The organism is Falsiroseomonas selenitidurans, assembly GCF_012103215.1.
GTDB lineage: Bacteria > Pseudomonadota > Alphaproteobacteria > Acetobacterales > Acetobacteraceae > Falsiroseomonas > Falsiroseomonas selenitidurans.
Genome location: NZ_JAAVNE010000014.1, coordinates 37276 through 51556 on the forward strand (window position 1 = coordinate 37276; position 14281 = coordinate 51556).

18 protein-coding genes are annotated in these 14281 nt (G+C 72.4%); 5 read left to right on the forward strand and 13 right to left on the reverse strand.

Annotated features, from left to right (window positions below; translation table 11 throughout):
* Nucleotides 1-7: 7 nt before the first annotated feature.
* A complete protein-coding gene (secD, locus tag HEQ75_RS10585; RefSeq protein ID WP_168030129.1) occupies nt 8-1591 on the reverse strand; it encodes a protein translocase subunit SecD in 1584 nt (527 codons plus the stop codon).
* A 153-nt stretch (nt 1592-1744) separates the two neighbouring features.
* Here secD and HEQ75_RS10590 point away from each other — a divergent pair, with 153 nt between their 5' ends.
* Nucleotides 1745-2674 (forward strand): Gfo/Idh/MocA family protein, encoded by a 930-nt coding sequence (locus HEQ75_RS10590; protein ID WP_168030131.1) that lies wholly within the window; start codon nt 1745-1747, stop codon nt 2672-2674.
* Between the two features lie 8 nt (nt 2675-2682).
* Here HEQ75_RS10590 and lpxB read toward each other — a convergent pair whose 3' ends face one another.
* Genes lpxB through HEQ75_RS10605 form a run of 3 tightly spaced genes read right to left on the reverse strand, consistent with a single transcriptional unit; the run spans nt 2683 to nt 5326 of the window.
* Entirely contained in the window at nt 2683-3834 is a 1152-nt protein-coding gene (lpxB, locus tag HEQ75_RS10595; protein WP_407925893.1) for a lipid-A-disaccharide synthase, read from the reverse strand.
* On the reverse strand, nt 3834-4733 hold the full coding sequence (locus HEQ75_RS10600; RefSeq protein WP_328733500.1) for a carbon-nitrogen hydrolase family protein: 900 nt from the start codon (nt 4731-4733) through the stop codon (nt 3834-3836). Before HEQ75_RS10600 ends, lpxB begins: the two co-directional genes overlap by 1 nt.
* Nucleotides 4730-5326, reverse strand: a complete 597-nt coding sequence (locus HEQ75_RS10605; RefSeq protein WP_235961490.1) for a GNAT family N-acetyltransferase — start codon at nt 5324-5326, stop codon at nt 4730-4732. Before HEQ75_RS10605 ends, HEQ75_RS10600 begins: the two co-directional genes overlap by 4 nt.
* A gap of 55 nt (nt 5327-5381) precedes the next feature.
* Here HEQ75_RS10605 and HEQ75_RS10610 point away from each other — a divergent pair, with 55 nt between their 5' ends.
* Complete coding sequence (locus HEQ75_RS10610; protein WP_168030133.1) at nt 5382-5729, forward strand: SemiSWEET family sugar transporter; 348 nt, start codon at nt 5382-5384, stop codon at nt 5727-5729.
* Nucleotides 5730-5885: 156 nt separating this feature from the next.
* Here the strand turns inward: HEQ75_RS10610 and HEQ75_RS10615 are convergent, their stop codons facing one another.
* From HEQ75_RS10615 to hisI, 4 genes are all read right to left on the reverse strand, one after another.
* A complete protein-coding gene (locus tag HEQ75_RS10615; RefSeq protein ID WP_168030135.1) occupies nt 5886-6218 on the reverse strand; it encodes an STAS domain-containing protein in 333 nt (110 codons plus the stop codon).
* A gap of 30 nt (nt 6219-6248) precedes the next feature.
* Entirely contained in the window at nt 6249-6899 is a 651-nt protein-coding gene (locus HEQ75_RS10620; RefSeq protein ID WP_168030137.1) for a GOLPH3/VPS74 family protein, read from the reverse strand.
* A gap of 177 nt (nt 6900-7076) precedes the next feature.
* Complete coding sequence (locus tag HEQ75_RS10625; protein WP_168030139.1) at nt 7077-8135, reverse strand: CobW family GTP-binding protein; 1059 nt, start codon at nt 8133-8135, stop codon at nt 7077-7079.
* Complete coding sequence (gene hisI, locus HEQ75_RS10630; RefSeq protein WP_168030141.1) at nt 8132-8578, reverse strand: phosphoribosyl-AMP cyclohydrolase; 447 nt, start codon at nt 8576-8578, stop codon at nt 8132-8134. The genes HEQ75_RS10625 and hisI overlap by 4 nt, the downstream gene beginning before the upstream one ends.
* Before the next feature lie 43 nt (nt 8579-8621).
* Here hisI and HEQ75_RS10635 point away from each other — a divergent pair, with 43 nt between their 5' ends.
* Both HEQ75_RS10635 and HEQ75_RS10640 read left to right on the forward strand, forming a co-directional pair.
* A complete protein-coding gene (locus HEQ75_RS10635) occupies nt 8622-9137 on the forward strand; it encodes a Fur family transcriptional regulator (protein WP_168030143.1) in 516 nt (171 codons plus the stop codon).
* 147 nt (nt 9138-9284) lie between these two features.
* Nucleotides 9285-9593, forward strand: a complete 309-nt coding sequence (locus HEQ75_RS10640; protein ID WP_209318484.1) for a helix-turn-helix domain-containing protein — start codon at nt 9285-9287, stop codon at nt 9591-9593.
* A gap of 75 nt (nt 9594-9668) precedes the next feature.
* On the opposite strand, the gene metC is transcribed toward HEQ75_RS10640, so the two are convergent.
* The 4 genes from metC to HEQ75_RS10660 are packed head-to-tail and all read right to left on the reverse strand — an operon-like array spanning nt 9669 to nt 13118.
* A complete protein-coding gene (gene metC / locus HEQ75_RS10645) occupies nt 9669-10868 on the reverse strand; it encodes a cystathionine beta-lyase (protein ID WP_168030147.1) in 1200 nt (399 codons plus the stop codon).
* Nucleotides 10868-11719: a sulfurtransferase gene (locus HEQ75_RS10650; protein WP_168030149.1), complete on the reverse strand. Its 852-nt coding sequence runs from the start codon at nt 11717-11719 to the stop codon at nt 10868-10870. Before HEQ75_RS10650 ends, metC begins: the two co-directional genes overlap by 1 nt.
* Before the next feature lie 5 nt (nt 11720-11724).
* A complete protein-coding gene (locus HEQ75_RS10655; RefSeq protein ID WP_168030151.1) occupies nt 11725-12444 on the reverse strand; it encodes an alanyl-tRNA editing protein in 720 nt (239 codons plus the stop codon).
* Nucleotides 12441-13118: an NUDIX domain-containing protein gene (locus HEQ75_RS10660; protein WP_168030153.1), complete on the reverse strand. Its 678-nt coding sequence runs from the start codon at nt 13116-13118 to the stop codon at nt 12441-12443. Before HEQ75_RS10660 ends, HEQ75_RS10655 begins: the two co-directional genes overlap by 4 nt.
* A gap of 37 nt (nt 13119-13155) precedes the next feature.
* Between HEQ75_RS10660 and HEQ75_RS10665 the strand changes: the two genes are divergently transcribed.
* Nucleotides 13156-14064, forward strand: coding sequence for a DMT family transporter (locus HEQ75_RS10665; protein WP_168030155.1), 909 nt, complete (start codon nt 13156-13158; stop codon nt 14062-14064).
* A 3-nt stretch (nt 14065-14067) separates the two neighbouring features.
* Here HEQ75_RS10665 and HEQ75_RS10670 read toward each other — a convergent pair whose 3' ends face one another.
* Nucleotides 14068-14205, reverse strand: a complete 138-nt coding sequence (locus HEQ75_RS10670) for a hypothetical protein (RefSeq protein WP_168030157.1) — start codon at nt 14203-14205, stop codon at nt 14068-14070.
* Nucleotides 14206-14281: the final 76 nt, after the last annotated feature.

Here is a 14281-nt window from a genome sequence, read left to right on the forward strand (position 1 = left end):
GTCTCCCTCAGACCGGCAGGGTCTGCGGCCGGCGGCGGCGATACCACGCCGCCACCATCAGCCGCACCACCACGGTGGCGGTCCACATCTGCACGATCGTGCCGACGGCGACGGTCACGGCGAAGCCCTTCACCGGGCCGGAGCCGAAGCCGTACAGGCAGGCCATGGCGATCAGATTGGTCAGGTTGCTGTCCATGATGGTGCCGGAGGCCTTGGTGAAGCCGAGTTCCAGCGCCGAGATCGGCGTCCGCCCGTTGCGCACCTCCTCCCGGATCCGTTCGTTGATCAGGATGTTGGCGTCCAGCGCGGTGCCCAGCGTCAGCACGATGCCGGCGATGCCGGGCAGGGTCAGCGTCGCCCCCATCACCGTCAGCACGCCGATCATGATGACGATGTTCGCCAGCAGCGCGATGTTCGCCAGCCAGCCGAGGAAGCCGTAGGCCAGCCCCATGTAGAGGAAGACGAAGCTGGCCCCGACGGCGAGGCTGATCATGCCGGCGCGGATCGCATCCGCCCCCAGCTCCGGCCCCACGGTGCGTTCCTCCACCACCGTCAGCGGCGCCGGCAGGGCGCCGGCGCGCAGCAGCACCGCCAGGTCGTTGGCGCCGCGCACGTCGAAGCTGCCGGAGATCTGGCCGCGGCCGCCGGTGATCGGCTCGCGGATGTTGGGGGCGGTGATGACGCGCTCATCCAGCACGATGGCGAAGGGGCGGCCGACATTCTGCCGCGTCACATCGGCGAAGCGCCGCGTGCCGACGGAGTCGAAGGTGAAGTTCACCACCCACTGGCCGTTCTGGTCCTGCCCGGCGCGGGCATCCGTCAGGTTGGCGCCATCCACCTCCACCCGGCGGCGGACCGCGTAGCGTTCCTGGAAGCGGTCGCCCGGCAGGAACATGGTCCCCGGCGGCGGCGTCGGCGCCTGCAGGTTCGCACTCTCGTCCAGCAAGTGAAACGTCATGCGGGCCGTGCGGCCCAGCAGGTCCTTGATCCGGGCGGGATCTTCCACGCCCGGCAACTGGACCAGGATGCGGTTGGAACCCTGGCGGGCGATCAGCGCCTCCGCCACGCCGGTCTCGTCCACGCGGCGGCGGACGATCTCCAGCGATTGTTCCACCGCATTGGCGGCCTTGGCGCGCAGCGCCACCTCGGTCAGCGTCGCGCCCACCACCCCGTCGGGGGCCGCCGTCACCTCGATATCCGGCTGCTGCGACCCGGCGCCGGCATTCACGCTGATCGCCGCCTCGCGCAGGATGCGGGCCATGTCGGGCGCGCGGGCCGGGTCGGAGACGCGGACGGAGACGCGGCGTTCGGCGGGATTGGCATTGAGCCCGGTGTAGAGGATGCGCGGATTGGCGGTGGCGGCGCCGCGGCGGGCGGTATCCACCAACGCCTCCAGCCTTTCCCGCACCATGGCCGAGGTATCGACCTCCAGCAGCAGGTAGCTGCCGCCGCGCAAATCGAGGCCGAGGCTGATCTGGCGCACCCAGTCCGGCAGCGCGCTGCGCGGCAGCAGGTTGGGCAGGGAGACCAGGATGCCGAGGAGGCAGACGCCGATGATGGCGAACACCTTCCAGCGGGCGAAATACATCATGGGCGCAGCCAAACCCCATCGGTGAAGGAGCGGCCTCATAGCCCCAGCCGGCGGGCGATGCCACTGGCCGGGAAGATGCGGCGCGGCCCCCCCTGATGCAAGCCCGCGCGAGGCGGCGTATCACGGCACGGCTTGAAGAAAGGATTTTTCACGATGTCGCTGCGGGTCGCGGTGCTCGGCGCCGGGCATTTCGGGCGGTTCCACGCGCTGAAGGCGGCGAAGCCAGGGCCGCTGACGCTGGTCGCGCTGCATGACGCGGACCCGGCGCGGGCCGCGCTGGTGGCCGGCGAATGCGGCGTGCCGGCGCTGCCGGTGGCCGAGGCGATCGCGGCGGCGGAGGCGGTGATCGTCGCCGTCCCCACCCGCTTCCACGCCGCGCTTGGCCGGCAGGTGCTGGAAGCGGGGCGCCACCTGTTCATGGAAAAGCCCATCGCCGCCACGCTGGCCGAGGCCGAGGCGCTGGCCGCCCTGGCCGCCGCGCGCGGCCGCGTGCTGCAGGTGGGGCATATCGAGCGCTTCTCCGCTGCCTTCCGCGCCGTGGTCGCGGCGCAATCCGGCGGTGCCGTGCACTGGGAGGCGGTGCGGGTGGCGCCCTTCCGGCCGCGCTCGCTGGATGTCTCCGTGGTGCTGGACCTGATGATCCACGACATCGACCTGGTGCTGCGCCTAGCCGGGGAGGCGCCTTCCGCCATCGAGGCGGTGGGCGCGCGGGTGATGTCCGATCACGCGGATTTTGCCGTGGCGCGGCTGCGCTTCCCCGGCGGGCGCGCGGCCACCATCACCGCCTCCCGCGTCTCGCTGGCCATGGAGCGGCGGCTGCGGGTGCTGGGGGCGGAGGGGGAGATGAACGTGGATTTCCTGAACCGCGGCCTGGCCGTGCTGCGCCGCGGCGGGGCGGAGCCGGTGGCCACCATGCCGGAGCACGGCATCGACCGTGCCGGCTGGACCGAGCATGACAGCCTGGAGGCCGAGCAGGCCGGTTTTGCGCGCGCCTGCCGCGGCGAGGCGCCGCCCGAGGTCGGCGCGGCGGAGGGCATCGCCGCGCTGCGCGTGGCGCTTGCGGTCGAGGCCGCGATCGGCTGACGGGCGGCTCAGCCGCGCAGCAGGCGCAGCACCACCGCGGCCGCCGCGGCGCTCGGCGCGCCTTCCGGCGGGCGCAGCCTGGACAGCATCTCGGCGAAGCCGGCGCGCTGCGCGGCCGCGGCCCCGCTCCCGGTCAGCAGCGGCACCAGCCCATCCGTCAGGGCGCAGGGTGTCGCCGCTTCCTGCAGGTATTCCGGCACCACCGCGCGTTCGGCCAGCAGATTCACCAGGCTGGCGAAGGGCACGCGCACCAGGCGGCGGATGATGGCGGCGGTAACCGGGTTCACCTTGTAGGCCACCAGATGCGGCACGCCCGCCACCGCCATCTCGAGCGAGGAGGTGCCGGACTTGATCAGCCCGGCCCCGCCCGGCTGCGCGGCGGCGGCGAAGGCGTCGTGCTTCTCGGCCAGGTCGGTGACCAGGATCGGCCTGGCCGGCCAGTTCGCACCGGCGGCGCGCACCGCCTCCGCCACCACCGGGGAGACCGGCAGCACCGGCACCAGCCCGGGGATCCGCGCCACCAGCAGGCGCAGCGCGGCGCCGAAGACCGGCATCAGGCGCTTGACCTCGCTGCGCCGGCTGCCCGGCATCACCAGCAGCACCGGGGCTTCCGCGGCCAGCCCATGGGCGGCGCGGAAGCGCGCGGCATCGCCGGCATCGACGCCGGATTCCAGCACCGGATGGCCGACGAAGCTGGCCGGGATGCCGGCGGCCTCGAAGATCACCGGCTCGAAGGGCAGCAGGCACAAAATGTGGTCCACCGCCGCCTTGATCTTGGCCACGCGCCCCGGCCGCCAGGCCCAGATCTGCGGCGCCACGTAGTGCAGCACGGGAATGCCGAGCGGCCGGATGCGCTGCGCCAGCCGCAGCGTGAAGCCGGGGCTGTCGATGGTCACCACCACGCCGGGGCGGCGCGCGGCGATATCCGCCACCGTCTGGTCCAGCCGCCGCGCCAGGCGGAGGATGTTGGGCAGCACCTCGATCAGCCCCATCAGCGCCAGCTCGCGCATCGGGAAGAGGCTTTCCAGCCCCTGTTCCGCCATGCGCTCCCCGCCGATGCCGGCCACTTCCAGCCCCGGGGCGGCCTGCCGCAGGGCGGCGATGAGCCGGGCACCCAGCACATCGCCGGAGGCTTCGCCGGCCACGACATAGATGCGCATCAGGCGAAGACCGCGGGCCGCGGCGGCGGCACCGGGCGGCGCGGCCAGTCGCGGTGGTTCAGCACGGCGCCGTCGCGGCGCACCGCCTCGATCAGCGCCGGGTCCAGCGTGTGGAACAGCCAGCCGGGCGCATCCGGCCCCCCGGCCGCCACCACCCCATCCTCCGGAAAGCCCCGGTCCGGCGGGCCGAGCACCATGGTTCGGCCATGGTTGTCATCCAGCGCCACCGACCAGGGGGCTTCCCCCACGGTCGGCGCCACGGCGACGAAGCACTGGTTCTCAAGCGCCCGCGCCGCGGCGCCGACGCGCACGCGGGCGAAGCCCTGCAGGCTGTCGGTGCAGGAAGGGGCGAGCACCAGCCAGGCGCCCTGCTCCACCTGCGCCCGGGCGTGCTTGGGGAATTCGATGTCGTAGCAGACGGAAATGCCCAGCCGCCCCCAGGGCGTGTCGAACACGGCGGGCCCGGCGCCGCCGGCGATGCCCCAGCGTTCCGATTCGAAGCGCGTCATCGCCTGCTTGTCCTGGAAGGCCAGGCGGCCATCGGGGGCGATGAGCGGGGCGCGGTTCAGGATGCGGCCGCCGGTGGTGCGCATGGGCAGGGTGCCGGGCAGCAGCCACACCCCGGCCCGCATCGCCGCGGCGCGCATCGCCGCCAGGATGGCGTCCGCATCGGCGACCATCGCCGCCAGCTCCGTTGCGGGATCAGGCGCGGCATCGCCGGCCAGGGCCGCGCCCAGCTCGACGCAGGCGTATTCCGGCAGCAGGCAGAGATCCGCCCGGCCGCGCGCCTGGGCCAGCCACGCATCAAGCCGCGCGCCGAATTCCGCAACGCTGGCCGGGTGCCCCACCGGCCAGGCCAGCAGGCCCAGCCGCAGCGGGCGGGGCGGGGGGGGCGTCACAGGCTGCGGGTCCAGAACACCAGGTCATGCGAAGTCTCCGCGGCGGCGCCGACCTCCTTCCAGTCGAACCGCACCACGAGCCCGGGCCGCCGCTGGTAGCCGCGATTGGACCAGAAGGCATCGAGCGGCACATGGCCGGGCGGGCAGCGCGGGTCCGCCGGGTCCCGCAGCACGGCGCAGAAGGCGGCTTCCCCGAGGCCGAGGCGGCGGGCATGCGCTTCGCGTTCCTGGAAGAAGCGCACCCCGGCGCCACGGCCGCGCCAGGGCGCCAGCAGCACCGATTCGCCGAAATAGCAGGTGCGGGCCGGGTCCAGCCCGGCGTCGCGGAAACAGGCGATGACCGGGGCGTGGGCCTGTTCCATCGGCTCGCAGGTCGCGGCCCCCACCACGCGGTCACCCGCCCGCGCCACCACGATGGCCGCGCCCGGCGCATCGGCATAGGCGCGCAGGTAGCGCTGCTCGTAATCGCCGTCGCCGTCGTACAGGTAGGGCCAGTCGCGGAACACCGCGATGCGCAGCCCGGCCAGTGCCGGCAGCAGCGGGTGCAGGGCGGGGCCCGAAAGCGTCTCGAAGGTCAGGTGGATTTCGGCCATCGGGGGATGCATAGAGCATTTCGAGGTCGGGCGGAATCGCCCGGCGACTCGGAAGATGCGTGGAAACAAGCCGCTAGATCATGGGCCGCGCTTCCCCGGCGCGGCGCAGGACCGGGCGCCGCTGGCGGTGGGAAAGAGCCGATTCGTGGACAATGCGGTGGAGGCCGTTGGGCTGGTGGCGGGGGCGATGACGACCGCCGCCTTCGTGCCGCAGGCCTGGAAGACCTGGCGGACGCGCTCGGCACGCGATTTCAGCCTGGCCCTGCTGGTGCTGCTGGTGGCCGGCAACACGCTGTGGCTGGGCTATGGGGTGCTGAAGGGCTCCACCGGCCTGGTGGCGGCAAACCTCGTCACCGTGCCGCTGACCGCAGCCATCCTGTGGGTGAAACTGCGGCGCGGCTGAGGGGCGCCGCGCCTGGGCGGGTGAAACGGCGGCGCGGCTGAGGGGCGCCGCGCCTGGGCGGGTGAAACGGCGGCGCGGCTGAGGGGCGCCGCGCCTGGGCGGGTGAAACGGCGGCGCGGCTGAAGGGCGCCCCACCGCGGCGGGGCGCCGGTCGGGTCAGGCCAGGGCGGCGACGGCCGCGCCGGAGGAGGCGTGGATGGCCAGGATCTTGTCGAAGCCGCTGATCTCCAGCACTTCGCGCACCGGCGCCTGGGGGGCGGCGATGGCGAAGCTGCCGCCGATCGCCTTGGCCTGCTTGGCCGCCTTCAGCAGCACCCGCAGTCCGGCGGAGGACACGTAGTGCACCTCGGCCAGGTCGGCGACGACCTTGGCGCCGCCTTCCAGCAGGCCCAGCAGCTTGCCCTCGGCCAGCGGGGCGGTCGCGGTGTCGAGCCGGCCCTTGAGCGCGGCCACCTTCACGCCCTGGTCGGTGCTTTCGGAGATATCCATGAAGTCTGATCCTGTCCTTGCTTGCCCAGACTATACCATCGGCGCGTAGCGCGCGATCTGGGCGTAGATCTCGCGGATGGCGTCGGCCAGGGAGCGGTTGAGCTCCTCGAGGTCGGCGACCTGGTCGATGCGCCCCTGCACCCGGTCCAGCTCCTGCGTCGACAGGATGAGGGAGAACAGGCCCCCGGCGCGGCACAGGCCGATCAGCATGGAATCGCGCGGGTCGGGGATGTCGTCCTGGAACAGCACCCCCATGATGCGGGCCTTCACCTCCCGCTCCTCCTTGTCGGAGACCATCGGGTAGCGGCGTTCCGGGAACACCCACAGGAAGCGGCCTTCGACGCGCTTCAGGATGCCCTTGGCGACCAGGCGCTCAAACAGCGCGTCGCGGTATTCATCGGCGTCGGCGGCCAGCGTCTCGATCCAGTGGCGGCTGTCGCCGGCTTCGGGCGCGGCGGCGATCTGCGCCAGGGCGCGGTCCAACAGCGCGTCGCCGGTGGGCGCCGGGTCCACCACATAGAGGCGGCCGGGATCGGTATCGATCCGCCCGGCGAGTGCCAGTTCGGCCAGCACCCCGCCAGCCAGCGCATAGTCGCCGGAGGGCGCCGCGCGCTCCTGCAGCCGGCCGCTCTGGTCATCGAGCATGAGGAGGAGGATTTCCTCCGGCATCGTCAACGGCATGGCGTCAAAAGGCTCCCCGCCCAAGCTGCGCTTCGGCCCGCGCTTCACCGCAAGGCGGCCGCCAGGGAAGCGCGCGGCGGGGGGCAAGTCAACGTGACCGCCGGCGGCTTGTGGCGAGTTCATCCTTCTGTTGCAGGCAGGCGCGCCGGCTTCCTGTTGCAGGCGGGCGCGCCGGCTTCAGGCGGCGGCGATCGCCTGTTCGTCTCCCGCCGCCTTCAGGAAGGCCTCCAGCCCCTGCCGCACCACTGCCGGGTCCAGGTCGCGCAGGATGAAGACGAGGCGGGTTCGGCGCGGCAGGCCCGGCGGCCAGGCCGGCAGGCGGCGCGGCGGGTGGAACAGGTGCTGCACGCCATGCACCACCACGGGCTGCGACTCGCCCTGCAGGTCCAGCAACCCCTTCATGCGCAGCACCGCGGCGCCGCGCGTCATGGCCAGCATCTCCAGCCATCCGGCCAGGCCCTGCCAGGGCAGGGGGGTGTCGTATTCCAGGCAGAGCGCCTGGATGCGCGAATCGTGGCGGTTCACGTCATGCGCATGGTGAGGGTGGTGGCCATGCCCGTGCTCGTGCCCCTGCGGGGCGGCGGCGCCGATCCAGCCGGCGACATCCGGTGCCTTGCCGGCGGGCTCGTAGGGGCCGCAATCCAGCAGCGCCGCGGCGGCGATGTCGCCGGCCACGGCATGCAGCACCGGCGCCACCGGGTTCAGCACCCGCAGCCTGGCCGCCAGCGCCGCCACCACCGCCGGCGCCACCAGATCCGTCTTGCTCAGCACCAGGCGGTCGGCGACGGCGGCCTGGCGCTGCGCCTCCTCCTGCGCCTCCAGCGTAGCGGCGCCGGTGGCGGCATCCACCAGCGTCACCACGCCATCCAGGACGAAGCGCCGCGCCAGCCGCGGATCGGCGATCAGCGTCTGCAGGATGGGCGCGGGGTCGGCGAGGCCGGTGGTCTCCACCACCACCCGCGCCACGCGCTGCCCGGCCAGCACCCGGCCCCACAGCCCGTCCAGCGCCGCCAGCAGGTCGCCGCGGATGGTGCAGCACAGGCAGCCGGCGTTCAGCAGCACCGTGTCGCCGTCCAGCCGCTCCACCAGCAGGTGGTCCAGACCCACCTCGCCGAATTCGTTGATCAGCACGGCGGTGTCGGCCATGGCGGGCTGCTTCAGCAGCGCGTTCAGCAGCGTGGTCTTGCCGGCGCCAAGGAAGCCGGTCAGCAGCGTCAGCGGGATCGGCGCGCTCATGCGCCCGTCGCACCCGCCTTGCCGCCATACAGCGTGGCGGGGTCCACCAGCGGCTCGGCGATGGTGGTGAAGGCCTCGCCGCGCACGGCGTGGAAGAAGCAGTTGCGCCGGCCGGTGTGGCAGGCGACGCCGGGCTGGTCGACCAGCGCCAGCAGCGTGTCGCCATCGCAATCCAGCCGCAGGTCGACCAGCGCCTGCACCTGGCCGGAGGTCTCGCCCTTGCGCCACAGCCGGCTGCGGGATCGGCTGAAGTAGCAGACGCGGCCCGTGGCCAGCGTCTCCACCAGCGCCTCGCGGTTCATCCAGGCCATCATCAGCACCTCGCCGGTATCGTGCTGCTGGGCGATGCAGGGGATCAGGCCCTGGCCGTCGAAGCGCGCGGCCTCGACCAGGCGCTGGGCGGCGGCGGGCAGGGTGGTGGCGGTGTCGGGTGCGTCGGTCATGATGCGCCCCTATATCGTGAATCAAGGCACGAGGGGCAGGTGGATGACGGCAGGCGAGGCGGCGGCGATCGGCGGCACGGCCGAGGATCCGGCGATGGAGGCGGCGCTGGACCGCGCCGCGGCCAGCTGCACGCGGCACGGCGCGCAACTGACGGAGTTGCGTCGCCAGGTGCTGCGCCTGGTGCTGGAGGCGGAGCAGCCGATCGGCGCCTATGCGCTGCTTGATCGGCTGCGTCGCGCCAGGCGCGGGGCTGCGCCGCCCACGGTGTATCGGGCGCTGGATTTTCTCCTGGCCCAGGGGCTCATCCACAAGGTGGAGCGGCTGAACGCCTTCATCGGCTGCGAGGAAGTGGGGCACGGACACGCCCATGGGGCAGGTCATCCGCACCAATTCCTGATCTGTGGTGAATGCGGCGGGACCGCGGAAATCTGCGATCTTGGCGTGGCACAGGCGGTCCAGGCGGCGGCCCGCGGCGCCGGTTTCCTGCCGCATCGAACGACGGTGGAGGTGGAGGGCCTCTGCCTCCGCTGTCAGAACTCACCAGGTTCGGCGAAGTAACGTTTTCGTGAGACCGGGCGCTTCGGGCCAACGAATAGAAACATCATAAATTTGAGAACGTTGCATCCGTGTTCCGGTCTGGCATGAACATGCCTCATGACGAATGGCGTTGACTTGGTGGCAGGCCGCATCGCGGCGCTCCGATTGTTGCGTGACCTCAGGCGGATCGATGTGCGGGCCGGCGTCAAGAACAGCCGGATCGCCTTCGATGTTGCCATGCTTTTCTATGTGGAGGCGGTGAACCAGCCGGATGCGGCGCTGTCGGTGGACCAGATCGCCGCCGCCAGCGGCTACAGCGGCCCCACCGTGCGGCTGGTGATCAAGCGGCTGCTGGGGGCGGAGGTCATCCGGCCGGACCGCAGGGTGGGCAAGACCCAGCTCTATGCCCTGACGCCGGAAGGCTATGCCGGCTTCGACGGCTACATCGCCGCCATCCTGGATTTCCGCCAGGGCTGAACCCGGCGGCCGGGGGGCAGCCGTTGCGGCCCGCGGTGGAAGCCGGAAGCCCTGGCGGGCTTCCGGCCCCTCCCGCTACTGCGGCAGCAGCGCCAGGGCCTGTTCGAGGTCGGCGATCACATCCGCCACCTCCTCCAGCCCGATATGCAGGCGCACCGCCTGGCCATCCGGCAGGGCGGTCACGCGGCGCTGCAGCCCGCCATTGGTCGGCAGCGCCAGGCATTCATAGCCGCCCCAGCTGGCGCCGATTCCGAACAGCTTCAGCCCGTCGACGAAGCGGAAGATGTCGGCCTCGCTGAAGCGGGGCTGGAACACCACGCCGAACAGCGAGCAGGCGCCGGTGAAGTCCCGCTTCCAGATCGCATGCCCCGGCGCGCCCGGCAGTGCCGGATGCCGCACCTGCATCACCTCCGGCCGATCCGCCAGCCATGCCGCCACGCGCAGCGCCGAGTCCGCCTGGTGGCGCAGCCGCACCGGCATGGTGCGCACGCCGCGCAGCGCCAGCCAGCAATCATCCGGGCTGGCATAGTGGCCGAGCGCGGAGGCCATGCCGCGGATGATGTAGTGGTGTTCCCGCGAGGCCACGGTGACGGAGCCGAGCAGGATGTCGGAATGCCCGCCGACATACTTCGTCAGCGCCTGGATCGACACGTCGCAGCCATGCGCGAAGGGCTGGAAGGTGTGGATGCCCCAGGTGTTGTCGATCATGCTGATGGCGCCATGCCGCTTCGCCACCGCGGTCAGCGCCGGCACATCCTGCACCTCGAAGGTGTGGCTGCCCGGGCTTTCCAGGTAGAGCACCCTGGTGTTCGGCGTCCACAGCGCCTCAAGCCCCGCGGCGTCGAGGCAGGGGTCGTAGAACACCGTCTCCACGCCCCAATGCGGCAGCACATTCTCCGCCAGGTTGCGCGCCGGGCCATAGACGCTGTCCGGCATCAGGCAGCGATCGCCGGATTTCAGCCAGGCCATCAGCGGCACCGTCACCGCGGAAAGCCCCGTGCCGGTGATGGTGCATTGCGTGCCGCCCTCGATCTCGGCGACCACATCCTCCAGCTGCCAATGCGTCGGGCCGCCCTGGGTGCCGTAGGTCATCACCCGGTCGAAGCGATGCTTCGCATTGTCCCGCCGCGCCTCGCAGGAGGGGGAGGTGACGGTGGAGCCGCGGTGCACCGGCGGGTTCACGAAGCCCAGCGCGCGGATCGGCGGCCGCGCCGCATGCGACATGCGGGTGGCGAAGCCGTGCTTCGGCGCGGCAGGGGGGGCGTCGTCGGGCATCAGGCGGCACTCGCTTCCTTGGGGGTTTCCGGGCGTCCCGCCCATTCGGTCCAGGACCCGTCATACACCGCGGCCTCCGGCAGGCCCGCGCGCAGCAGGCCGAGCGCCAGCACGCAGGCGGTGACGCCGGTGCCGCAGGAGGTGACGACGGGCCGGCTGCCGTCCACGCCGCGCTCGGCGAACATCGCCCGCAGCGTCGCCGCATCCTTCATCACGCCATCCGGCCCCACCAGGTCCGCGGCGGGCAGGGAGGCCGCGCCCGGCATGTGGCCGGAGGGCAGGCCGGGGCGCGGTTCCGGCGCGGTGCCGTCGAAGCGGGCCTTCGACCGCGCATCGAGGATCAGCGCCTCGCCGCCGCCCTGGCGGACGATGCGCTTCACGTCGCCGATGCCGGCCAGGCGGCGGGCGATCAGGTCCGGCACGAAGTCGCGCGGCGTGGCGGCGGGGGCATCGCCGGCTTCCACGGGGCGGCCTTCGCGCTGCCATTTCGGCAGGCCGCCATCCAGCACCGCCACCTTCTCATGCCCGAACAGCCGCATCATCCACCAGCCGCGCGGCGAGGCACGCAGCCCGTGCTGGTCGTAGAACACCACGCGGGTTTCGTTGCCCACGCCCAGCGCGCCGATCAGCCTTCCGAACAGCGCCGGGGTCGGTACCATGTGCGGCAGCGTGTCGTGCGGGTCGGCGATGTGCTCCAGGTCGAACAGGCGGGCGCCGGGGATGTGGGCGGCGCGGAAGCCGTCCGGCGCGTTGCCCGTCTCGTTCGGCAGGTAGGTGGTGCAGTCCAGCACCACCAGGTCCGGCTTGCCCAGTTCCGCGGCCAGCCATTCGGTCGAGACCAGCAGGTCCATCGCGTTCAATCCCCCAGGACGATGTGGATGCGCCGGTTCTGCCGGCCCTTGCTTTCCAGCCGGCTGACCTCCACCCGGCCGATCTCCCCGGTGCTGCACACATGGGTGCCGCCGCAGGGCTGCAGGTCGATGGGCGCCGCCTCCGGCCCGATGCGCACCAGGCGGATGCGCCCGGCGCCGCGCGGCGGCTGCACGGACAGGGTGCGCACCATCTGCGGGTTGGCGTCCAGCTCCGCCTCCGTGATCCAGCCGGTGCCGACGGGATGGTCGGCGGCGACCAGGGCGGCCAGCTTCTCGGTGAACCACTCCTTGGCCGGCGGCTCCGGCAGGTCGAAATCCAGCCGCGACTTCTCCGCGCCGATCTGGTTGCCGGTGGCGTAGATGCCGGGCAGCACGCTGCACAGCAGGTGCAGCGTGGTGTGCATGCGCATGTGCCGGTGGCGGCGGTTCCAGTCCAGTTCCAGCGCCACCTCCGCGCCCACGGGCGGCAGCGCGGCGCCCTCGGCCAGGGTGTGGCGCACGGCGCCGGCCTCGCCCTTCACCGCTTCGGCCACCGCGGCTTCGCCGCCATCCCAGCGCAGCAGCCCGGCATCGCCCGGCTGGCCGCCGCTGCGGGCGTAGAACAGCGTGCGGTCCAGCACCACGCCCTGCGCATCGGCGGCCAGCACGCGCGCCGTTGCCTCCCGCAGATAGGCGTCGTCGAGGTAGAGTTGTTCCGTCGTCATGCCTTGTTCCATTCGGCCCGCAGGCGGGGCCGGTTCACCTGCAGCCACAGCAGCGCCAGCGCCGCCGGCGCATTCTCGATCCGGTTGTCGGCCACCAGGCGGAAGGCTTCCTCCGCCGGCAGCACCTGCAACCGCGTATCCTCATGCTCCGCCACCAGGCCGTGGCTCTCCTCCCCGGCGGCCGAGAGGTCGCAGCGGGCGCAGAAGAAATGCACCACCTCGTCGCAGCCGCCCTGCATCAGCATGAAGGCGCCGATCCGCGCCATGCCCTGCGCCGCCAGCCCGGTCTCCTCCGCCAGTTCGCGGCGGCCGGAGGCTTCCGGATCCTCGCCCGCCTCCAGCAGCCCGGCGGGGCATTCGGTCATCACCGGGGCGAGGCCGGCAGCCAGCGCCGGCAGGCGGAACTGGGCGATCAGGCCGATGCGGTCGGTCGCCGGGTCGTAGGGCAGGATCACCACGCCCTGGCCGCGGCGCCACAGCTCCCAGGTCAGGATGCCGGAGGGCGTGCCGTCGAAGCGGGTGTAGCGGAAGCGCACGCGCTGCAGGGCGAAGCGCTGGCCCCAGACCACCTCATCCTCCAGCACCTCCAGCCCCGGATGGGCCGGGATGGGCGGGGCCTTGGGGTGCCTGGGCGCCGCAGGCGCGCGATCGGAGGGGGGCGGGCTGGCGCTCATGCCCGGCGGACCCTACCCTTGGGCGTCAGGAACGTCCATGTCCCCCACTGATCCGCCCCCCTCCTCGGTCGTCGCGGCGCGGCGCCGCGCCATCCTGCTCGTGCTCGGCGCCTCGGCCGCCTTCGTGGTTTCCGCCGCGCTGGTGAAGGCGATCGGGCCGGGCGTGCCGCTGCCGCAGGTCATCCTGTTCCGCAACGCCTTCGCCCTGCCGCTGCTGCTGCTGATGGTGATGCAGGCGGGCGGGCTGGCGATGCTGCGCACCCGCCTGCCCTGGCGGCATGCGGAGCGCACCTTCTGGGGGCTGTGCGGCATGACCGGCGCCTTCCACGGCTTCGCGCACCTGCCGCTGGCCACCGCCACCGCGCTGGGCTTCACCATGCCGCTGTTCCTGACGGCGCTTTCGGTGCTGCTGCTGGGGGAGAAGGTGGGCTGGCGCCGCTGGTCGGCGGTGGCCGTCGGCTTCTGCGGCGTGCTGGTGATGGTACGCCCGGGCTTCGGCGGCGCGGCGCTGCCGGTGTTCTCCGTGGGCCTGGTGCTGCTGGGGGCCTTCGGCTGGGCCATGGCGATGCTGAGCATCCGCCGCATGGGCGAGGCCGGGGAAAGCGGCGTTTCCATCGTCTTCTGGTTCGCCCTCTCCTCCGCCATGGTGGCGGGGCTGGCGACGATCCCGGTCTGGGTCACGCCGACACCCGCGCAGTGGCTGATGCTGGGCGGCATCGGCTTCGTCTCCGCCATCGCCCAGCTGCTGATGACGGCGGCCTACCGGCGGGGGGAGACGACGCTGCTCGCCCCCTTCGAGTATTCCGGCCTGATCTGGACCATGCTGGTCGGCATCCTGATCTGGGCGGAATGGCCGGATCTGTTCGAGTTGCTGGGCTTTGCCGTGCTGGTCGGCGCCGGCCTGTATATCTGGCGGCGGGAGGTGCTGCGCGCGGCGCAGCGCTGAGCCTCAGCGGACCGCATTCTCCAGCAGCGCCATCACCGCCACGCAGGCCAGGGCGACGGCGGCCAGGACGGGGAAGATGGCGGTGTGGCGATAGGCGCCCGGGTTGCGGCGGGCGTCGTCGGCACTGGTGTGGTGGGCCATGATGCGGTGCTCCTCTCTGCACCATCACCGAACGTCGCTCCCGCCGGGCGGGTTCGCGGCCGTTCCGTCGGCTGCT